The sequence below is a fragment of the Amycolatopsis sp. NPDC049159 genome (genome assembly GCF_040648295.1).
Classification (GTDB): Bacteria; Actinomycetota; Actinomycetes; order Mycobacteriales; family Pseudonocardiaceae; genus Amycolatopsis; species Amycolatopsis pretoriensis_A.
Genome location: NZ_JBEZDL010000003.1, coordinates 93,178 through 111,862 on the forward strand (window position 1 = coordinate 93,178; position 18,685 = coordinate 111,862).

Sequence of the window (18,685 nt, forward strand, 5' to 3'; positions counted from 1 at the left end):
AGATGGGGGCGTGCCGAAACGTCCCCTGCTGCCCGACACCATCGCGCCGAGCTGGCTCGTGGTGCAGCTGCTCGGCACGCTCTTCTTCGCCGCGACGCTGCTCACCGCCCGCGAACCGGACCCGCTGATCTGGGCCGCTTACGGCGTCGCGAGCGCCTGCTGGCTCGGCTTCGTCGTCCTCGCGCCGCGGCTGCCGAGGACGGCCGCCGCACTGCTCGCCGTCGCGAGCGCGCTGCCGGCGGCGCTCGTCGGCCGGGCCGCGGACTCTTCGGCGATCCTGCTGTCCGCCATCGCGCTCGGCAGGCTCGCGACGCTGACCGCGGTCGGCGTCGGCGTGATCGTCGGGATCGGCCTGCTGGACCTCGCGCTCGCGGTGACGTCGCACCTCCTCGGCGGGCAGAGCGTCGCCGACGCGGCCGTGCTGGTGCTGCTCGTCCTCGTCGGGCTCAACCGCCGCCAGTACGAGATCCAGGCGACGCAGGCCGAGGCGCTGCTCGAGCAGACCCGGCTCGCGCAGGCCGAACACGCGCGCGCCGCCGCGCTCGACGAACGCACCCGGATCGCCCGCGAACTCCACGACGTCCTCGCGCATTCGCTGGGGGCATTGGGAGTCCAGCTCGAACTCGCCGAGGCGCTGCTCGAAGAAAAGTCCGATGTGGACGGTGCACTGCGGTCGGTCAAGCGGTCGCGACGGCTCGCCGCCGACGGGCTCGCCGAAGCGCGGGACGCCGTCGCCGCGCTCAGAAGAGACGTCCTGCCGCTCGCCGACGTGCTCGCCGCGGCCGCCGCCGCGCACGCCCGCGACCACGGCGTCAGCGTCGCTTTCGATGCCGACGGTGACCCGCGGCCGCTGCCGTCCGCGGTGGTCGTCGCGCTCGCCGGCACCGCGCGGGAAGCGCTGACTAACGCGGGCAAGCACGCGCCGGGCGAGGACGTCCGGGTGCGGCTGAGCTACGCGCCCGACGCCGTCCGGCTGGACGTCCGCAACGCTCTCGGCATCACTCGAACAGGTGAAGGTTTCGGGTTGGCGGGCATGCGGGAGCGCGTCGCCCTCGCCGGTGGCACGGTGACGTCGGGTCCGGAAGGCGGTGACTGGCGGGTGACCGCCGAGATCACGTGCTGATGACAGCGGGCGGTGCCGATACCCGCGCGCTGGGCGGACCGGCTACCTTCTGCGAGTAACGGTCACAGCGCTTTTCGGGGGGTTCCGGGTGGCGAAGCCCCCGGCTGGGGGCGAAGCACCCGGATCACAGGGGAGGAATCGGGGATGACCAGCACTGCGACGGCCCCGGGTCCGACGGCGCCCGCGCCGGGACCCCCGCCGCCGCCACCGGACGGCGGTGACCGCGCAGGGAGCCGCAGCGGCCTGCTGGGACTCCTGGACCTGCCGGGACAGGGCGTCCGCGCGATCATCCGGTCCGCCGCGACGACCCCCGGCCGCCTCACCGTCATCGCCGTCGGGCTGGTGCTGCTGTCGCTGCTCGCCGGGCTGGTCGCGACGCTGTCGGTGCAGGACCGCGACGACACCATCACCGGCGTCATCGAGCACCGCGAGCCCCTCGCCGCCGCGGCGCAGCAGGTCTACCGCTCGCTTTCGGACGCCGACGCGACCGCCGCCAGCGCGTTCCTCTCCATCGGCACCGAACCGCCGGAGCTCCGCCAGCGCTACGAGCGCGACATCGCCGAAGCCGGCGCCGCGCTCGCGAAGGCCGCCTCCGACGCCGCCGACGTCGCCGACGCGGCCGCCCCGGTCGACGTCCTCAACCAGTCGCTGCCCGCCTACACCGGGCTCGTCGAGACGGCCCGCACGAACAACCGCCTCGGCTACCCGGTCGGCGCGTCCTACCTGCGTGAAGCCTCCGAGCTGATGCGGGCGAAGATCCTGCCCGCCGCCCAGGACCTCTACCGCGTCGACACCGAGCGCCTGATCGACGAGCAGGACAGCGCGACCGGGTTCCCGTGGCTCGCCACGATCCTGGTGATCGCGCTGCTGGCCGCGCTCATCGCCGCGCAGGTCTACCTGACCAAGCGCACCAACCGGCTGCTCAACGTCGGGCTCGTCGTCGCGACGGCCGCCGTCGTGGTCTCGCTGTTGTGGGGCGCGGTCGCGCTGGTCGTGCAGGGCAGCCTGGTCGGCAGCGGTCAGGCCGACGGCTCGCACCGCGTCGACGTGCTGGTCCGCGCGCGCATCGCCGCGCTGCAGGCCCGCGCCGACGAAACGCTCACCCTGGTCGCGCGCGGCGACGGCGCCGCGTACGAGAACGACTTCGGCACCAACGCGGCCCAGCTGGTCGGCCCGGACGGCCAGGGCGGTCTGCTCGGCGAAGCCCGCGGCCTCATCCAGGACGGCGAAGGCGCCACGAAGGTCGCCGACGCGACGAAGGCCGCGAACGACTGGCTGAAGGCGCACAAGGAAGTCCGCGCCCAGGACGACGCCGGCCAGTACCAGGAAGCCGTCGACTTCGCCGTGCTGGAGGACAAGACCGACGGCTCGGCCCCGGCGTTCCGACGGCTCGACGACAGCCTCCAGGCCGCCATCGACGTCGGCAGGCAGGAATTCCTCGACGACACCCACAACGGCGATCGCGCGCTGACGCTGCTGGCCCCCGGCCTGGCCGGGCTCGCGGTCGTCGCCGCGGCGGGTGTCACCATGGGGATCCGGGAGCGACTGAGGGAGTACCGGTGAGCAGGCGGGGGAACACGGTCCGGGCGGGCGTGCTGGCGGTCGTCGCGTTGCTGGCGGCGTCCTGCGGCAGCCCCGGGAAACCGGTCGACCCGGCCCCGGTCGGCAACGCGGCCTGGCCGCAGCCCGCGCACGTGGGCGGCCCGGACGCGGCCGCCGGCGGTGGCAGCGACACCAGCTGCAACCCGCTGGCCAGCCTGCAGCCCGACAAGGGCACGTCGGTCTTCGACGGCTCGACCATGGCGAAGATCAAGGAACGCGGCAAGCTCATCGCCGGCGTCGACCAGACCACCTACCTGTTCGGCTTCCGCAACCCCACCTCGGGCAACCTCGAGGGCTTCGACATCGACCTCGTCAACGAGATCGCCCGCTCGATCTTCGGTGCGCCCGAAGGCCGCGTCCAGTTCCGCGCGATCACGTCGTCGCAGCGCCAGGACGTCCTGACGAAGCACCAGGTCGACATCGTCGTCCGCACCTACAGCATCACCTGCGCGCGCAAGAAGGACGTCCAGTTCTCGTCCGTCTACTACGTCGCCGGGCAGCGGCTGCTGGTGACGAAGGAGTCGAAGGCGACCAAGCTGGCCGACCTGAGCGGCAAGAAGGTCTGCGCGGCGAAGAAGTCGACGTCGCTGGCGAAGATCGCGACGGACCCGGCCAAGCCGCAGGCGGTCTCGGTCGACAACTGGTCGGACTGCCTGGTGATGCTCCAGCAGGGGCAGGTCGACGCGGTGTCGACCGACGACACCATCCTCGCCGGGATGGCCGCGCAGGACCCGACGCTGCAGGTCGTCGGCGACCAGTTCACGCAGGAGAACTACGGCATCGGCGTGCCGAAGGACAACGAGGACATGGTCAAGTTCGTCAACGCCGTGCTCGAGAACATCCGCAACAGCGGCGCTTGGCAGAACAGCTACCGCCACTGGGTCGAGTCGTCGCTGGGGCCGGCTTCGCCGCCGCAGGCGCAGTACCAGTGAGCGGACCGCGACTAGGATCGGTTCCCGCACGTCGCCGGGGATCTGGGAGGTAGCAGTGTCGGAGGAGCCGCGCCGTCCTCGGCACGCCGCACCGGACGACGAGCCGCAGCCGGCCACGCCGGGCAGCAGCTGGCAACCGCCGCCACCCGTGCGGTGGGAGACGCCGGAGCCGTCCATCTCCGGCCGCCTCGACGACGGCGAGCCACCCCGGGCCGTGCCGTCACGCGGTGCGCCGTCGCGGGGGGAAGAGACCGTCTTCCACGCCCCCGTGCGCCGTCCGCCGACGCCGCCGCGCGGCGCGCCGATCCCGGGCGCGGACGACCCGACCAAGCCGCCCGGCAGCATGAACCCCGTCCTGCCGCCGGTCCAGCCGGTCGCGACGCAGGCCGTCCGCCCGCCGCAGCCCGACGAGCCGCAGCTGACGAGCGTGCTCGCGGCCCCGGCGCCGGAAACCCAGAGCATCATGCCGCCGGTGCCGCGGCCGGACACCGGTCCCGGCACGCCGCTGCCGGACCCGGGCACCGAAAGCGTGCTGCCCGAACGCAGCAGCGAAGGACGGCACACCGGCACCGGAACCGGTACGGGCAGCGGCTCGGACTCCCGGTCCGGCTCGTTCCCCGGCACTTCGCGGCGGACGTCGTCGCGGACGTCGCGGTCGCGCCGCGGCCGGCTCGGCGCCGGGCTGGTCGAAGTCCCGCCGGTGCCCGCGCGCGACCCCGCGTCGGCGGTGCTGACGAACCCGGTGGTGTCGGAGGAAAAGCGCTTCTGCGGCAACTGCAGCGCGAAGGTCGGCCGCGGCAAGGACGGCCAACCCGGTGCCCCGGAAGGGAAGTGCGAGAACTGCGCGACACCGTTCTCCTTCCTGCCGAAGCTGCAGCCGCACGAACTCGTCGGCGGCCAGTACGAAGTGCTCGGCGCGATCGCCTACGGCGGGCTCGGCTGGATCTACCTGGCGCAGGACCACAACGTCAGCGACCGCTGGGTCGTCCTCAAAGGACTGATCGACACCGGTGACGCGACGGCGATGGCGGCCGCGGCCAACGAGCAGCGGTTCCTCGCCGAGGTCGAGCACCCGAACATCGTCAAGATCCACAACTTCGTGCAGCACCCGGACGCGCACAGCGGCACGACCGTCGGCTACATCGTGATGGAGTACATCGGCGGCCAGTCGCTGCGCCAGCTCGCGCTGGCGCACCACCGCGAAAGCCGGCGCCCGGAGCCGCTGCCGATCGGCCAGGTCCTCGCGTACGGGCTGGAGATCCTGCCCGCCATGGGGTACCTGCACAGCCAGGGCCTGCTCTACTGCGACCTCAAGCCGGACAACGTCATCCAGACCAACGAGCAGCTCAAGCTGATCGACCTGGGCGCGGTCCGCCGCACCGACGACTACGAGAGCCCGCTGTTCTTCACCACCGGCTACAGCGCGCCGGAACTGCCGACGCAGGGCGCGTCGATCGCGTCGGACCTGTTCACCGTCGGGCGCACGCTCGCCGTGCTGAGCTTCGAGTTCACCGGCTACACCACCAAGTTCAAGACGACGCTGCCCGGCCCGGACGCGGTCCCGCTGTTCGCGCTCTTCGGTTCCTACCACCGGTTCCTGCGCCGCGCGACGCACGCCGACCCGGACCGGCGCTTCCTCTCCGCCGAGGAGATGGCCGACCAGCTCACCGGCGTGCTGCGCGAGATCATGGCGCTCGGCACCGGCAAGCCGCGGCCCGGCGCGTCCACCGTGTTCGGCCCGGAGATCCGCACGTTCGGCGTCCAGCTGGTCGTGCCGGAGGCCGGCGCCAGCGTGCCGCTGCCCGGGGCCGACGAGGTCGTCGCCGGTCTGCCGATCCCGCAGGTCGACACGGACGACCCGGCCGCCGGCGTGCTCGCCACGACCACCACGCTCGAGCCGCGCGGGGCCATCGAGGCCCTCTCAGGCGCGCCGCGCGAGTCGATCGAGGTCCGGCTGCGGATCGTGCGGGCCCGGATCGAGCTGGGCGAGCTCGCCGAGGCGCAGCGGCAGCTGCAGGCCGCGCAGTACCTGGCGATCAAGAACGGCTTCCCGCACGACTGGCGCATCGACTGGTACCGCGGCCTGATCGAGCTGGCCGGCGGCCGGTCGCGGGTCGCGCACGTCGCGTTCGAAGCGGTGTACGACGACCTGCCCGGCGAGGCCGCGCCGAAGCTCGCGCTGGGCGTCAGCGCCGAGGGCGTCGGCGACTACTTCGCCGCCGCGCGGTTCTACGAACTGGTCTGGCGCACCGACCGCACCTACGTCAGCGCCGCCTTCGGCCTCGCCCGCGTGTACCTGGCGCAGGGGGCGCGCTCGAGCGCGGTCGAGGTGCTCGAGACCGTGCCGCCGTCGTCCACCCACTACGTCGACGCGCAGGTCGCGGCGATCAAGATCAAGACGTCGGTGACCAAGGCCAAGGGCCGCGAGACCCCGGTCACCGAGCACGACCTGCTCGACGCGTCGAGCAGGCTCGAACGGCTCCGCCTGGACGTCGAGCGCCGCACCCGGCTCAGCGCGGACGTGCTCGAAGCCGCGTACGAATGGCTCAAGAACGGGCGGCCGACGCCGGGGGCGCGGGTGCTCGGGTGCGCGATGGAGGAGCGCGAGCTGCGGTTCGGCCTCGAGCGCTGCTACCGGGCGCTGGCGCGGCTGGCGAGCACGGTCGAGCAGCGCGTCGAGCTGGTCGACCGCGCCAACGCGATCCGGCCCCGGACCCTCACCTGACCGCAGCTTTCGTAGGGAAAGCTGCGGCGGCCCCGGACCTGGCCGGAACTTTCATAGGGAAAGTGACGTCAGGGGTTGATCTCCCAGTCGCCCTCTTCGCGGGCGCGCTGGTTCTTCGCGTGCTGCTCGGCCAGCTTCTCCAGCGCCTGCGGGTCGCCGTGGGTGCTGAAGTGCTCGAAGCCGACGACGACGAACAGCGCGCGGGCGCTGACCGCGATCTGGCCGTCTTCGGCGTCGAGGCGGCCGTCCGCGCTGACGTAGATCTTGCGGCCGGCGACACCGTCCAGCCGGGTCTCGATGAACAGCGTCGTCCCGACCGGCACCGGGCGGCGGAAGTCCGTCTCGAGCTTGCCGGTCACCGCCGGGCGGCGCATCAGGTTGCCGACCGCCGAGCCGAGCGCCTCGTCGAATGCGCAGGCCAGCAGGCCGCCGTGGGCGAGCCCGGGCGCGCCCTGGTGGGCCGCGGTGACGGTGAACCGCGAGCGCACGACCTGGCCCTCGCCGACCGTCGAGCGCAGGTGCAGCCCGGCGTCGGCCTCGTCACCGCACCCGAAGCACTCCGCGAAGTGCACGCCGAGCTCGGTGCCCGGCGCCGGCGCCTTCGGGTGCGGGACCGCGGGCTCCACGGCCACCGGCGGCCACGGTTGAGAAACACGACTCATGCGCTGACGTTAACCGGCGGGTAGGCCGGCGCCGTACCCGACCCGGGCCGGGTACCGGGGGCCTACATCTCTCAGTAGCCGGAAAGTTCCCCACCGTAGAAGATTGACGGCTCAGACTGCCGACCTGTGGAACCCGGTCAAGACTGGTCGGATGAGCTCGAACGGCCCAATGGGCACTGCGCGGAGGAGGTCGTCGCCGGCATGAGCGAACCAGCAGCAACCACGGGTAAACCCGCAGCGGACGAGAGAACCGTCAAACGCGCTGTCTGGGCTTCGGCCATGGGCAACGCGACCGAGTGGTACGACTACGGCGTCTTCACCTCGGGTGCGATCGCGACCAGCATCGGCACGCTGTTCTTCCCCGGGGAAGGCAACGCGGTCCTCAAGTCGCTGGCACTGCTCGCGGTCGGGTTCATCGTGCGGCCGTTCGGCGGGGCGTTCTTCGGCCCGCTCGGCGACAAGCTCGGCCGCAAGCGGGTCCTCGCCATCACTATCCTGCTGATGTCCGGCTGCACGTTCCTGGTCGGCGTGCTGCCGACGTACTCCGGCGGCTACAGCATGGGTATCGCGGCGCCGATCGCGATCCTGCTGCTCCGGATCATCCAGGGCTTCTCGACCGGCGGTGAGTACGGCGGAGCGGCGACGTTCATCGCCGAGTACTCGCCCACCAAACGCCGTGGCTTCTTCGGCAGCTTCCTCGAACTCGGCACGCTGGCCGGCTACGTGCTCGGCAACCTCGTCGTGCTGTCGGTGACGCTGTCCCTGTCGGCCGAGCAGGTCGACGCCTGGGGCTGGCGGATCCCGTTCTTCGTCGCGCTGCCGCTCGGCCTGATCGGGCTCTACCTGCGGAACAAGCTCGAGGACACCCCCGAGTTCCGCCGGATGGAGGCCGCGGGCGAGGCCCCGAAGAAGGCGCCGCTCAAGGAGATCTTCGTCCGCAACTGGCGGATGATCCTCAACCTGATCGGCATCGTGCTGCTGCTGAACGTCGCGGACTACCTGCTGCTGACCACGATGCCGACGTACTTCACGGACACGCTGAAGATCAACGACAACACGTCGACGCTGATCATCATCGCCGTCGAAGTCATCCAGATGGCGATCATCATCCCGCTCGGCGCGCTGTCCGACCGGATCGGGCGAAAACCCCTGCTGCTCACCGCGGCCATCGGGTTCCTGGTGCTGAGCTGGCCGAGCCTGAAGCTGATGCAGTCCGGCAGCATCTTCTGGCTCTTCGTCGGCTTCCTGATCGTGGCGCTCCTGCTGGTGCTCATGCTGGCGGTGATCGGCTCGACGTTCCCGGCGATGTTCCCGACGCGGGTGCGCTACGGCTCGTTCGCGATCGGCTACAACATCTCGACGTCGCTGTTCGGCGGTACCTGCGGTGTCATCGTGACGGCGCTCATCAAGAGCACCGGCAACGAGGACTGGCCGGCGTACTACCTGATGGCGGCGGCGCTGATCGCGATCCTGCCGATCATCAAGATCCCGGAGACGTCGCAGGTGCCGATGGAACAGATCGACACCGAGGACAACAGCGGAAAACTGGCCTCCGCGTCCGCCCAGCGCTGAGCGGCTGCTCGGCGCTGAGCAGCCGTCGGACAGACGTGTGCCCCGCCCGGATCACCGGGCGGGGCACACGTGCGTCAGGGGTCAGTTCGCTTCGCTCCGAGGAGTGAAGCGCTTGCGGGACCAAGCGGCGAGCGAGCCCGCGACCACGACAGCGATTCCGGTTTCGACGATGAGCGCGGCGAGCACCATGTGCTTCCTCCTCGGTTTCTCGGGCCGGCGGCGAAGCGTCCGGCTGAGCAGTTGTCCGGCGTCCGATCGGAACACCACAGGACATATCGCCACGAGGGGCGCGCGTATTTCGTCGGAAACCCACGTCGAAACGGTGATCTGCACCACGTGTACTGACCTGCGGAAACGTCAGCGGGAGGTGGCGACCGGCGGTTCCGGGACCGTCTCCGTGAGTTGCGGGGAGGACCGGCTGGTGGTCGGTGCCGACCGCTGCGTCGGACGGCCCGCCGACGGCGCCTGCGGAGCCCTCGTGGCCCGGGAGGGCATGCGGTCCGGCTCGGCCGACGGCGGCGCGATCGACGTCGCCGGGACCTCCATGGGCGGCGACGGTGCGGGGGAGCTGGTGCCGATCGTGGACAGTCCCGGCCCGGCGGGCTGCACCGGCTCCGGCGGTCCGGCGCGGTGACCGGCCAGGAAACCGGCCACCGCCAGGACGACCGCCGTCGCGGCCGAGGTGCTCGCCACGGCGAGGCGCTTGCGCCGTCGCCGGACCCGGCCACCGCGCTCGATCACGTCGGCGGCTTCGAGGCGCATCGGCGGCTGCGCGCCACCGGCCGCGCCGGTCAGGTACGCACGGACGTCGTCTTCGGGGTCCATGTTCGTCACCTCCCCTCCGTGTTCGCGCTGAAGGTCAGCGCGTAGTGCGGGCCGAGCCGGTTGCGCAGCGTCGCCAGGCCCCGTGAGGCCTGGCTCTTAACCGTGCCGGTGCTGCAGCCGAGCGCCTTCGCCGTCTCCTCGACGCTCAGGTCCTCGAAGTACCGCAGCACCAGCACGGCGCGCTGCTTCGGAGCCAGTACGGCCAGAGCTTGCCGGACGAGGGCGTCCTGGTCGCTCGCGGCCGGTTCCGCCGGGAGCTCCGGCGGGGTGTCGGTGAGCCGCTCCCGCTTCCACCTGCTGCGCCGGTGCTCGGCGAGGAACGTGCGCAGCACGACCTTCCGGGCGTAGGCGTCCAAGGCGTCGTGGCGCGACAGCCTCGGCCAGGCGAGGTACAGCTTGAGCAACGCGGCCTGCGTGATGTCCTCGGCCTGGTGCCAGTCCCCGCAGAGCAGGAAGGCGGTCGAGCGCAGGCTGTGCGCGCGCTCGCCGAAGTACCGGGCGAACTCGCCGTCCCACGGCGAGCCCGGCCCGGTCGACGGACGGGAGCGGGAGATCACCTGGCTACCGGGCCACCCCGATGGCCGGCAGGTGCAGATCACCGGTCGGGCCGGCCGGCACGGCACGCGGAACGCGCGGCGCCGGACCGGTGCGCGGCGCGCGGGTCTCGCGCGGCGCGGGGGCGGCGGACGGCGCCTGCTGCGGCCGCTGGCCGGCCGTCGGCGCCGGGGCCAGGGTCGGCTCGTTCGGGCGGGTCGTCGCCGACGGGGCCGGCGGCTGCGCGTCCGAAGCCAGCGCGATGCCACCGGACAGGGCACCACCGGCGAGCACGAGCGCGCCGAGGGTCAGGGCGATGCGGATACGCAAGACAGCTCCTCTTCTCGCGGACGCGACCGGGATCGTCGCGCCTCTGCCCGTAGTCATGCGGCGGGTGGTCATCGGGGTTGCATCGGCTTTTCGGGAAAACGGAGCCACGCGGAAAACACGAACGGCCGGGAAGTCCGCGATGGACTTCCCGGCCGCCCGGTCCTCCTCAGTGGCTTCAGCCGGCGAGGGCCGACAGCTTCTGCCAGCTCGCCCAGTCGTAGGTCCAGTCGCTGTAGTCGCCGTCCTTGGCGGTCAGCGTCTGCGTGCTGCCGGTGATCTCCACCGGGTCACCGGTGAGCACGCCGTCGTAGTACTCCTTCGCCCGCGCCGGCGAGAGGTTCAGGCAGCCGTGCGAGACGTTCTTCTTGCCCTGCGCCCAGACCGATGCCGCCAGCCCGTGGATGAACTCGCCGTTGTTGGAGATCCGGACCGCCCACGGCACCACGACGTTCTCGTAGTGGTACTTCGGGTTGCTCATCGCGTACGTGGCCTGCTTGCCCATCACGACGTGCACGCCGCTGTGCGTCACGCGGCCCGGGTCGGAGTCGAGGCCGTAGCTCACCGGGTAGTCGGCGATCTGCTGGCCGTCGCGGATCACCTGCATCGTGTGCTGCGTGGTGTTGCCCTTGACGATCTGCGAGCGGCCGATCGCGAAGCTGGCCGACACGTCCTGCTTGCCGTACACGCCGTCGCCGATCTTGACGCCGTAGATCTTGGCGTTGACCTTCACCTGCGTGCCGGGCTTGAAGTACTCCTTCGGCCGCCAGTGCACCGTGGTGTCGCCGTTCAGCCAGGCCCACGAGCCCTCGGCCTTCGGCGTCGTCTCGACCGAAAGCGCCTTCTCGACGGAGGCCTTGTCGGTGACGCGGCTCGGGAAGGTCAGCGCGATCGGCATCGCGATGCCGTACGTCTGGCCGTCACCGACGTTCAGGCTCGCCGACAGCTGGCGCCGCGGCTTGACGGTGGTGAACGCGCCCCCGATGGCGACGTTCTTGCCGTCCGCGCCCTGCGCCTGCCCGGCCCAGGTGTAGGTCTTGCCGTAGCCGAGCTGCTCGGTGGTGCTCCAGCTCTTCTTGTCCGCCGACGCCTGGCCCTGGACCTGCTTGCCCTCCGGGTTGGTCAGCGTGACCGACACGATGGTGCCGTCGGCGACCTGGACACCCACCGGTTCGCCCGGCGCCACGTCCTGCGCGCCGCCCGCCGGCGTCACCGTCAGCTTCGCGGGCTGTGCGCTCGGCGCGGGAGAAGCCGTCGGGCCCCCGCCCGAAGTGCCGCTCGCCGAGACCGTCGGTTCGCTGCTGCACGCCCCCAGCGCGAGCACCGCGACCAAGCCCAGTACCACTGCCGCGCCCCGGCGCCGCGTGGAAGTCCTCACCGTCACACCCATTCCCCTTTGCCCCATTTGGTGCCTCCCCTCTTCGAGACGCCCCGCGGACCATCGACGTTGAGCAAGAGTCGCGTGACGAAGGTCACAATGATCGCTGCGGGCTTTCACTGAGGGGGCACGGGCGACTCCGAGCCGTATCCGGTGATCACGGTGTCGCTGTGCTGCGCCAGACTAGCCGGTGGGTCCGACAGAACCGGGTGGGAGCCCTACGACGTTCCGGTGACCTTGGTGCGCAGAGCCGGTTTTCGCCTCGATCACGGGGTTCAACTTTGGCCAGATCCCGGTAGTCTGCTCTCAGGCCGTCGTTTTGCGTGTTCGTGGCTTCACACTCGCGGAACTTCTGACGCGAGCCATGGAGCCGACCCGCTCTTGACTCGTCTCGTTGGAACCGCCCGGGACGGTCGGGGTGCCGCTTCGGTGGCATTCGAAGCGGATCTGTGTAACGAGGAGTACAGCGGTGGCGCAAGGCACTGTGAAGTGGTTCAACGCGGAGAAGGGCTTCGGCTTCATCGCGCAGGACGGCGGCGAAGGCGACGTTTTCGTTCACTACTCGGAGATCGAGGGCCGCGGCTTCCGCACTCTCGAGGAGAACCAGCGAGTGGAGTTCGAGGTCGGCCAGGGTCAGAAGGGTCCGCAGGCCCAGAAGGTCCGCGCGATCTGACAACCAGGCCCTCTGCGTTTCTCAAGGCCTGAGCGAAGGGCCCCCGGCGATTCCGATCGCCGGGGGCCCTTTCTCATGGGTTCTGGCCGGTTCAGCGCCGTCCGAGGGCCGGCGCTTCGAAGGCGTCGGCGGGGAAGTGGAACTCGTCGGTGAGGTCGGTGAGGTCACCGGTCTGCTGGCGCTGGTCCTGCAGCGAGGCCGCCTGGCCTTCCCAGTTGAGCCGCTCGAGGATCCACTCCTGAGCGAGCGCCTGGGGCGAGATGTCCCGCTCGGCGGCGATGTCCTTCAGCTGCTGGTTGGCGATGAGGCTCATCCGGAGCTGGATGACCTGCGCCTCGCCGAAGCGCTTGCCGGTCCCGGTGCTCTCGTTGTCGGCATCGGGCGCCAGCGCGGCGAGGTAGGAGGTGAGTTCCTTGTCCTCGACGACACCGTCGTCCGCAGGCTTCGCGGCACCACGATGGCGCCCGGAGGACGCGGCTTTGAGGTTCGTGCGGCTGCTCAAGCGGCCAAGGGAGGGAAGAGGCACGCCAGTCACGATAACGGTTAGGTCTCGCCCCGCAAACCACTGTGAGCCACGACACGCCCTTGAATTTCCCCAAACAGAGCAACCGTCCCCCAATCAGCGCAATGCGTCGGGGTGAGTATTTAACGGAGGGCAATGTCGTAATAACCGAGCGAATCGATCAAGAACGGTGCGCGACAAATTCTCGGACGACGGATGGGGCGCGCTGAGGGTGGCGGCTGGGGGCACGACTCGGTGGGGCACGCGGGCTGAGGGCTCACCTACGCGCTTCCGGGCGGGTGCGGCGGGGTGGCTGCGATGGCCGGGAGGGATTGCGGGGGAGATCGAGTCGGCTGGGCGGGTGGGCGGCCGGGTCGGGGTGCTGTCGGAAGGTGCTCGGGAAGGCGGGGCCGGGAGGGCGGGCAGCGTGGGAGGCCGGGCGGGCGGGCGGGCGAGCTGGCTCGTTCAGTGTGGGGAGGGGCTGGCCGGGCCGGGTGCCTGCGCGGGCGAGCTGGCTCGTTCAGTGTGGAAGGGCCAACCGGGCGGGGTGTCTCCGCGGGCGAGCTGGCTCGTTCAGCGTTGGAAGGACTGGCCGGGCGGGGTGTCCCCATGGGCGAGCCGGCTCGTTGCAAGAAGGGCGCGGCCGGCGGGCTCAGTGGGCGATGGCCGACGGCGGGCGCTTGAGGGAAAGCGGCTGGGGTGGGCTGTGCGAGCCGGGGCGGGGCCGTGGAGGGCGGTCAGAGAACCGCGGCCGACGCGGGCGCGGCGGAGCGACGAGCAGACCGCCGCCAATACGAGAACCCTGCCTGAGCGCATGCCCAGAGGGGGTGATGGTGCGAACAAGGGCCGCGCGGGAGCGCTGAAGCGGGATGGGGTGGCGGGGGCCAGAAGGGCTGCGCGGGTGGGTCGAACCGGGCTGGGGCCGCGGGGGTGAGCGGGGCCGCGCGGGAGGCAGAAGCGAGATGGGGCCGCGGAGGCCGGAAGGGCCACGCAGGAGGCGCGAACCGGGACGGGCCGGCCGGGAGTGAGAAGGGCCCGCAGGAGGGTCAGCTCAGCGGGACGGCCTCACCGACACAGGTGGGCCACAAGAGCGGGAGCGACCGGCAGAGACGCCCAGGACGAGTCCAACCGAGCAAACCCACTCAACCGAACCCCATCGCCAAGCGTCTACAGGGGCAAGCCCAACGGAAGGGTTGCAACCAACGGACGCGGACCCCACTGAGCCAGGGCGCCCAGCGCCCGAGGCGCCCACCCCGCCAAGCCGAACCGAAGGCACCGTGGGGGCTCGGCCCCCGGGCAATACGCCGGAATGAATGGGCCGTAGCGCAGGGCGAAGCCCGAGCAGGCCCAGAAATGGAGGACCCCCGCGCCAGGGGGAGGAACGCGGGGGTCGGAGGGGATCTCCACAGGCGCTGACCGGGGGTGTGTCAGCACCTCGATTGTTGCACGACTTGGTGGGGAGGGCGAGTGGAGAGCGGGATTTTTCCGCTCGTGGTGTCACTTCGTGGTGGGTGACGTTCGTTCGGGTGGTGCTCTTCTCCTGCCTTGCCGATTGCGCTGCGTTGAGCGGAGCGTGGTCTCAGGTTCACTCTCCGGGGGGCTGTGTGTGGCGGCCGGCGCTGGTTAGCCTCGCGGCCAAGCTGTTGTGAGCCGTGTGGAGGAGCTATGAGCGGGTCTGTTGAAGTGCGGCAGTTCCTCCTTCGGTACGAAGGTGCCGATGGGGGGAGTGCTCCGTTCGCCGGTGCGTTGCCGGCGCAGCGCAGTGGGGCCGGGGATGCGCAGCGGGTGTCGGACGATCAGGTCCGGCGGGCTCGGCTGGCGGTCGCGGCCGGGGCGTTGGGGGTGGATGACTGTGTTCAGCTGCTGGAGATGCTGGGGTTGAACCTGGACGACGACGGGCAGGCGCCGGTTCAGCGGTGAGCCGGTGGGTCCGGTGTCGGTGCCGGACCCTTCCCGTGATGTTCTTGCAGGTCGGTTGTCTTTCTGGGGAGTAATTGGCTGGTCTTCGCCAACTCTTTGACGCGGGTTTCGTAACAGTGTTACGTTTGTCGGGTCGAAAGGGGAACGAACATGACGACGGCGAACCGGATCCGGTCGGTGGTGCAGGTGCTCGGGGGGAAGTTCATGACTTCGCCGGAGCTGGCGGCGGTCGAGGCCGAGGTCGGGCTGCCGCCTCGGTCGCTCTACCTCCGGGGGCGGTCGGCGGTGCTCGGGGACGTGCCGCCGAAGGTGGCCGCGGAGCTGTTCGGGATCTTCCCGCACTGGCTGTTCGACTTCGTCCTGCCGGCGGCGACGGCGGCCATCGACGCACCCGGCGCCGTCCGTGCCTACTCCGAGTCGTCGGCTCGGTGGTCGCGCGCCACCCTTTCGGCCGTATTGGAACCCGGACGCCTGGGCGAGCTGCTGTTCCGCGTGGTCGACGCCGCCGACGCGAGCGGGCTGGCGCTCTTCGCCGGCTGGAAGCACGCCGAGCGGCCCGAAGGCGACGTCGAACGCCTCGGCTTCGCGCTGATGGTCTTCCGCGAGCTGCGCGGCGGCCTGCACTTCGCCGCGCTGCGGGCGCTGGGCGTGACGGTGCCCGAGGCGGTCGTCGCCGACCCCGAGGGCGGGCGCGCGCGGCTGCTGCGCACGGCCTGGCCGGAGGACGCGGCCGACGCGCTCGTCGCCGCGGCGGAGCGCAAGCCGGACCTCCGTGAGCGCTGGCGCGAGGCGGAGGCGATCACCGACGAGCGGATCGACGAACTCCTGGCGTCCACGCTGTCCGAGGGGGAGCGGAGCGAGCTCGAGCGCCGGCTGGCGGAACTCGGGGCGTTTGCGCAGGTCCCGGCTTCGCTGGAGGCTTAAGGAACCCCCTGTGCAAAGCGGTGGCGGCGTGCCCTATGCTTGTAATCGCTCCCAGGGGGACCTGAGAGCGCGGTCGGTCGGTCACCCGAAACCGACCGGGCTCCCATCGTTCAGTGGCCTAGGACTCCGCCCTTTCAAGGCGGCAACGCGGGTTCGAATCCCGTTGGGAGTACGCAGTACAGTAGTAACGCAAGGCCCTGTGGCGCAGTTGGTTAGCGCGTCGCCCTGTCACGGCGAAGGTCGCGGGTTCGAGTCCCGTCAGGGTCGCAAGATCGTTCGGCTCCTTGCCGGCGTTCCCGGCCAGGTAGCTCAGTTGGTACGAGCGTCCGCCTGAAAAGCGGAAGGTCGCCGGTTCGACCCCGGCCCTGGCCACCGTTCGAAGAAGCCGTCTTGACTCCGGTCAAGGGGGCTTTCTTGTGTTCGGGGCCAGTCCGGCGGGTGCCGCCGCTGATCGTCGTCAAGCACCGAACGGGACGACCACGATCTGGTCGGCGTCCTCGTAGATGATCCTCCCGGGCGCCTGGTGCGAGACCAGCTTGTCGCACCGGACGCCGTGGGCGTCGAGGACTTCGAGGTAGCCGGCAGCGCGAGCGACGAGCGCTTCGGCCGACTCCTTGAACCAGGCAGTCGCGCCCGGGTTGACCGAGTGGTCGTAGACGGCCTGCCTTGCTCAGGTTGTTGATCAAGCCGGGGTGGCGCCCATCGGCGTTGGGCTCGGCGCTCTGGAACCTGACGTAGGCCATGCGGCATTCCTGTCGAGGCACCCGGCGTGACGGCGCACGGGGGTTGTCCACGGCAGCGGCGCAACCCGGGCGTTAAGCTGGGAGCCTCGTTGCGCGCAACGAGCGTCCTCGGGGGCCGCGAGCTGCTCGAGGAGCCCTTACCCGGTGCGTGGGGGGCGCCCTCACGTAAGGGCGAGTGCAGGAAACGGCCGCAGCGTGACGCCGGTTGGTGCCGGTGTGCTGGGCGTGCGGGGTGGTGACCCGGGTGACTCCGGGGTCTGTCCTCACGTCTTTCCTGGGCGGCGATCCCCATTACGTTCGACGAGGGGATCGTTCTGCCCTAAACTCGGGCCGTCGGGGGGAAACGATTCCATGCTCGTCGTCGTGCAACTGCCGCTGGTCGATCTCCGGTTGCTGGCTTCTTTTCCCACCGGGCGGCTGGCTTCCCCGCATTGGCCGGATCCGGTCAGCGATGACGAGTTCGTGCGCGACGCCGGCCCGATCCGGGATCGGCGGCGCGGGGGCATTTCCGACTGGTCCGGGGAAAGGGCCTTCTGCGACGCGAAGAACTTCGTTCGGTTCGTCGACGCCGAACCGCCGTCGTTGCGGGACGGCACGCGGATCACCCCGCTGTTCCGCCGGCTCTACTCCTCCGGCGTCTCCGCCCGGCTCGACTTCGGGTTCGACGTCGACCATCGCCGCCGGGCCCGGCTGACCATGGACACGCTGCGGGACATCGCGCGGGACTGCCTCGCGGTCAAGGTGCGCACGGCTCCCGCCGGGGCCGGCCGGGCGCTGGGCGACAGCGGGAAAGCCCTGGCCAGGCGGTTTCTCGAAGTGTCAACGGCCAAGTCCTTCGAAACCGCGGCGCCGGGCGACCTGGTGGCCGGCGGCCTCCCCGCGGTGCTGGCGGAACCCTCCGCGCGCCTCACCGGAGACCTGCGGAGCTGGCGCTCCGACAGCACCTCCGTCAACGGCTACCAGGTGGAGTCCGGTGCGAAGATCGTCCCCGTCTGGTCGGTGGTCACCGGCGCCGTCGCGGACCGGGCGAGGGCCCGGCAGATCCGCGGGAACCTCTGGCGGCTGCACGCCGAGCGGGAATCGCTGCGCGGGGTCATCCGGGCCTGGAACAGTTCGCCGGAAGTCTTCTCGGAAGAAAAGCTGAAGAGCTTCCTCGCCGCGCAGTTGAAAATCCTGGTTCCGAAGAAGCGGGGCGGCTTCGACCAGTCGTCCGCGCTCGCCTTCGCCGGAAACTGCGAAGAACTGGCTTCCCCGGCTGTTCTGCGCGGCCTGCGCTCGGAACTGCTGGGGCAGAGCAAAGGCATCCTCAAAAGCCTGGACCTCCTGGTCGAGCGAACCGCGCGGCTGCCGGAACGCACGACCGGCCACCACCTCCGGATCACCTACGTCGACAAGAGGGTCATCGACATGAGCAGCAACGACAAGTACGAGATCAGCGCCCCGGTGTCGAACAGCGTCATCGGCCGGGACAACAAGGTCGAAGGCAACACCTGGACGGTCGGCGGGAAAGAGGACGCACTCCGCGAACTCGCCGAGGCGATCGAGCTGATGAAACCCCGGCTCGACGCCGACGAGGCCGCGGAGGTCGACGAAGCGCACGAGGTGATCGCCGACGGCAAGAGCGAGCCGGGCCTCCTCAAGAAGGCGGCCAAGAAGATCCTGGGCGTGGCCACCTTCGCGGGCGAGGTCGGTGCTCCGGTCGTGGAGGCGGTGCGGAAGGTGCTGGCCGCGTTCGGTCTCGCGTAGCGGTACGACCAGGCCGCGTTGGGCCGAACGAGTGAACCGTCCGAGGGCATGTCCGGACCGCGGGATCAGCACCGACCACCCGGCGAAGGCAGCCCGACCGGGGCCGCCGCCCGAACCGGGGAGACGACATGCGCTACCTCCTGACCCTCCACATGAACCCGACGCTGTGGGCCACCCTCACCGACGACCAGAAGAACGGCGTCTACGAAGGACACGGCGAGTTCATCAAGCTCATAACCGAATCCGGCGAGATGGTCGAGACCAAAGCGCTCGCCGAAGCGGCCGAGAGCAAGACCGTCACCGTCGAGGACGGCGTCGCGCACACCGCGGACGGCGGGTTCGTCGCGTCCGAAGCTTTCCTCTGCGGCTACTACGTCGTCGACGTCGAGAGCGAAGCCCGCGCGGTCGAGCTGGCCGCGAAGATCCCCGACGCCCAGTACACCGCCGTCGAGGTGCGGAAGGTCGTGCACGAGGGTTGACCTCGATCGAGGTCGAGG

General features: G+C 70.7%; 17 protein-coding genes and 3 tRNA genes. 13 read left to right on the plus strand and 7 right to left on the minus strand.

Features of this window, described 5'->3' with window-relative positions:
* Nucleotides 1–10 precede the first annotated feature (10 nt).
* The 4 genes from AB0B33_RS06535 (at nt 11) to AB0B33_RS06550 (ending at nt 6,382) form a co-directional block, all read left to right on the plus strand.
* Entirely contained in the window at nt 11–1,123 is a 1,113-nt protein-coding gene (locus AB0B33_RS06535; protein ID WP_360767702.1) for a histidine kinase, read from the plus strand.
* A gap of 144 nt (nt 1,124–1,267) precedes the next feature.
* Complete coding sequence (locus AB0B33_RS06540; protein ID WP_360767705.1) at nt 1,268–2,686, plus strand: hypothetical protein; 1,419 nt, start codon at nt 1,268–1,270, stop codon at nt 2,684–2,686.
* Nucleotides 2,683–3,657, plus strand: a complete 975-nt coding sequence (locus AB0B33_RS06545; protein WP_360767708.1) for a glutamate ABC transporter substrate-binding protein — start codon at nt 2,683–2,685, stop codon at nt 3,655–3,657. Before AB0B33_RS06540 ends, AB0B33_RS06545 begins: the two co-directional genes overlap by 4 nt.
* 55 nt (nt 3,658–3,712) lie before the next feature.
* Nucleotides 3,713–6,382, plus strand: a complete 2,670-nt coding sequence (locus tag AB0B33_RS06550; RefSeq protein ID WP_360767711.1) for a tetratricopeptide repeat protein — start codon at nt 3,713–3,715, stop codon at nt 6,380–6,382.
* A gap of 68 nt (nt 6,383–6,450) precedes the next feature.
* Here AB0B33_RS06550 and AB0B33_RS06555 read toward each other — a convergent pair whose 3' ends face one another.
* Nucleotides 6,451–7,044: a PaaI family thioesterase gene (locus tag AB0B33_RS06555; protein ID WP_247015589.1), complete on the minus strand. Its 594-nt coding sequence runs from the start codon at nt 7,042–7,044 to the stop codon at nt 6,451–6,453.
* Nucleotides 7,045–7,323: 279 nt separating this feature from the next.
* Here AB0B33_RS06555 and AB0B33_RS06560 point away from each other — a divergent pair, with 279 nt between their 5' ends.
* A complete protein-coding gene (locus AB0B33_RS06560) occupies nt 7,324–8,616 on the plus strand; it encodes an MFS transporter (protein WP_360767715.1) in 1,293 nt (430 codons plus the stop codon).
* 81 nt (nt 8,617–8,697) lie between these two features.
* On the opposite strand, the gene AB0B33_RS06565 is transcribed toward AB0B33_RS06560, so the two are convergent.
* The 5 genes from AB0B33_RS06565 to AB0B33_RS06585 form a co-directional block, all read right to left on the minus strand.
* Entirely contained in the window at nt 8,698–8,952 is a 255-nt protein-coding gene (locus AB0B33_RS06565; RefSeq protein WP_360767718.1) for a hypothetical protein, read from the minus strand.
* Nucleotides 8,953–8,973: 21 nt separating this feature from the next.
* Nucleotides 8,974–9,441 (minus strand): hypothetical protein, encoded by a 468-nt coding sequence (locus AB0B33_RS06570; protein ID WP_360767721.1) that lies wholly within the window; start codon nt 9,439–9,441, stop codon nt 8,974–8,976.
* A 5-nt stretch (nt 9,442–9,446) separates the two neighbouring features.
* The gene (locus AB0B33_RS06575; RefSeq protein WP_360767723.1) at nt 9,447–9,998 is read right to left on the minus strand and encodes a SigE family RNA polymerase sigma factor; all 552 of its coding nucleotides are present in this window, start codon (nt 9,996–9,998) and stop codon (nt 9,447–9,449) included.
* Between the two features lie 4 nt (nt 9,999–10,002).
* On the minus strand, nt 10,003–10,305 hold the full coding sequence (locus AB0B33_RS06580; protein WP_360767726.1) for a hypothetical protein: 303 nt from the start codon (nt 10,303–10,305) through the stop codon (nt 10,003–10,005).
* Between the two features lie 175 nt (nt 10,306–10,480).
* Entirely contained in the window at nt 10,481–11,692 is a 1,212-nt protein-coding gene (locus tag AB0B33_RS06585; protein WP_247015577.1) for an Ig-like domain-containing protein, read from the minus strand.
* Between the two features lie 457 nt (nt 11,693–12,149).
* Between AB0B33_RS06585 and AB0B33_RS06590 the strand changes: the two genes are divergently transcribed.
* On the plus strand, nt 12,150–12,353 hold the full coding sequence (locus AB0B33_RS06590; protein ID WP_003097368.1) for a cold-shock protein: 204 nt from the start codon (nt 12,150–12,152) through the stop codon (nt 12,351–12,353).
* A 91-nt stretch (nt 12,354–12,444) separates the two neighbouring features.
* On the opposite strand, the gene AB0B33_RS06595 is transcribed toward AB0B33_RS06590, so the two are convergent.
* Entirely contained in the window at nt 12,445–12,879 is a 435-nt protein-coding gene (locus tag AB0B33_RS06595) for a hypothetical protein (protein ID WP_247015575.1), read from the minus strand.
* Between the two features lie 1,641 nt (nt 12,880–14,520).
* On the opposite strand from AB0B33_RS06595, the gene AB0B33_RS06600 reads away from it, so the two are divergent.
* The 7 genes from AB0B33_RS06600 (at nt 14,521) to AB0B33_RS06630 (ending at nt 18,667) form a co-directional block, all read left to right on the plus strand.
* Nucleotides 14,521–14,775, plus strand: coding sequence for a hypothetical protein (locus tag AB0B33_RS06600; RefSeq protein ID WP_247015573.1), 255 nt, complete (start codon nt 14,521–14,523; stop codon nt 14,773–14,775).
* 150 nt (nt 14,776–14,925) lie between these two features.
* Complete coding sequence (locus AB0B33_RS06605; protein WP_360767730.1) at nt 14,926–15,699, plus strand: hypothetical protein; 774 nt, start codon at nt 14,926–14,928, stop codon at nt 15,697–15,699.
* A gap of 99 nt (nt 15,700–15,798) precedes the next feature.
* Nucleotides 15,799–15,871, plus strand: a tRNA-Glu gene (locus AB0B33_RS06610).
* A 21-nt stretch (nt 15,872–15,892) separates the two neighbouring features.
* Nucleotides 15,893–15,966 (plus strand) — tRNA-Asp (locus tag AB0B33_RS06615).
* Nucleotides 15,967–15,997: 31 nt separating this feature from the next.
* Nucleotides 15,998–16,071, plus strand: a tRNA-Phe gene (locus AB0B33_RS06620).
* A gap of 587 nt (nt 16,072–16,658) precedes the next feature.
* Complete coding sequence (locus AB0B33_RS06625; protein ID WP_360767733.1) at nt 16,659–18,188, plus strand: hypothetical protein; 1,530 nt, start codon at nt 16,659–16,661, stop codon at nt 18,186–18,188.
* 128 nt (nt 18,189–18,316) lie between these two features.
* Nucleotides 18,317–18,667, plus strand: coding sequence for a YciI family protein (locus tag AB0B33_RS06630; protein WP_360767736.1), 351 nt, complete (start codon nt 18,317–18,319; stop codon nt 18,665–18,667).
* Nucleotides 18,668–18,685: the final 18 nt, after the last annotated feature.

Coding starts and splice junctions, on each gene's coding strand:
- AB0B33_RS06540 (WP_360767705.1), top strand. CDS start 1,268: ATGACCAGCACTGCGACGGCCCCGGGTCCGACGGCGCCCGCGCCGGGA.
- AB0B33_RS06585 (WP_247015577.1), bottom strand. CDS start 11,692: ATGGGTGTGACGGTGAGGACTTCCACGCGGCGCCGGGGCGCGGCAGTG.
- AB0B33_RS06605 (WP_360767730.1), top strand. CDS start 14,926: ATGACGACGGCGAACCGGATCCGGTCGGTGGTGCAGGTGCTCGGGGGG.
- AB0B33_RS06600 (WP_247015573.1), top strand. CDS start 14,521: ATGAGCGGGTCTGTTGAAGTGCGGCAGTTCCTCCTTCGGTACGAAGGT.
- AB0B33_RS06570 (WP_360767721.1), bottom strand. CDS start 9,441: ATGGACCCCGAAGACGACGTCCGTGCGTACCTGACCGGCGCGGCCGGT.
- AB0B33_RS06630 (WP_360767736.1), top strand. CDS start 18,317: ATGCGCTACCTCCTGACCCTCCACATGAACCCGACGCTGTGGGCCACC.
- AB0B33_RS06560 (WP_360767715.1), top strand. CDS start 7,324: ATGGGCAACGCGACCGAGTGGTACGACTACGGCGTCTTCACCTCGGGT.
- AB0B33_RS06555 (WP_247015589.1), bottom strand. CDS start 7,044: ATGAGTCGTGTTTCTCAACCGTGGCCGCCGGTGGCCGTGGAGCCCGCG.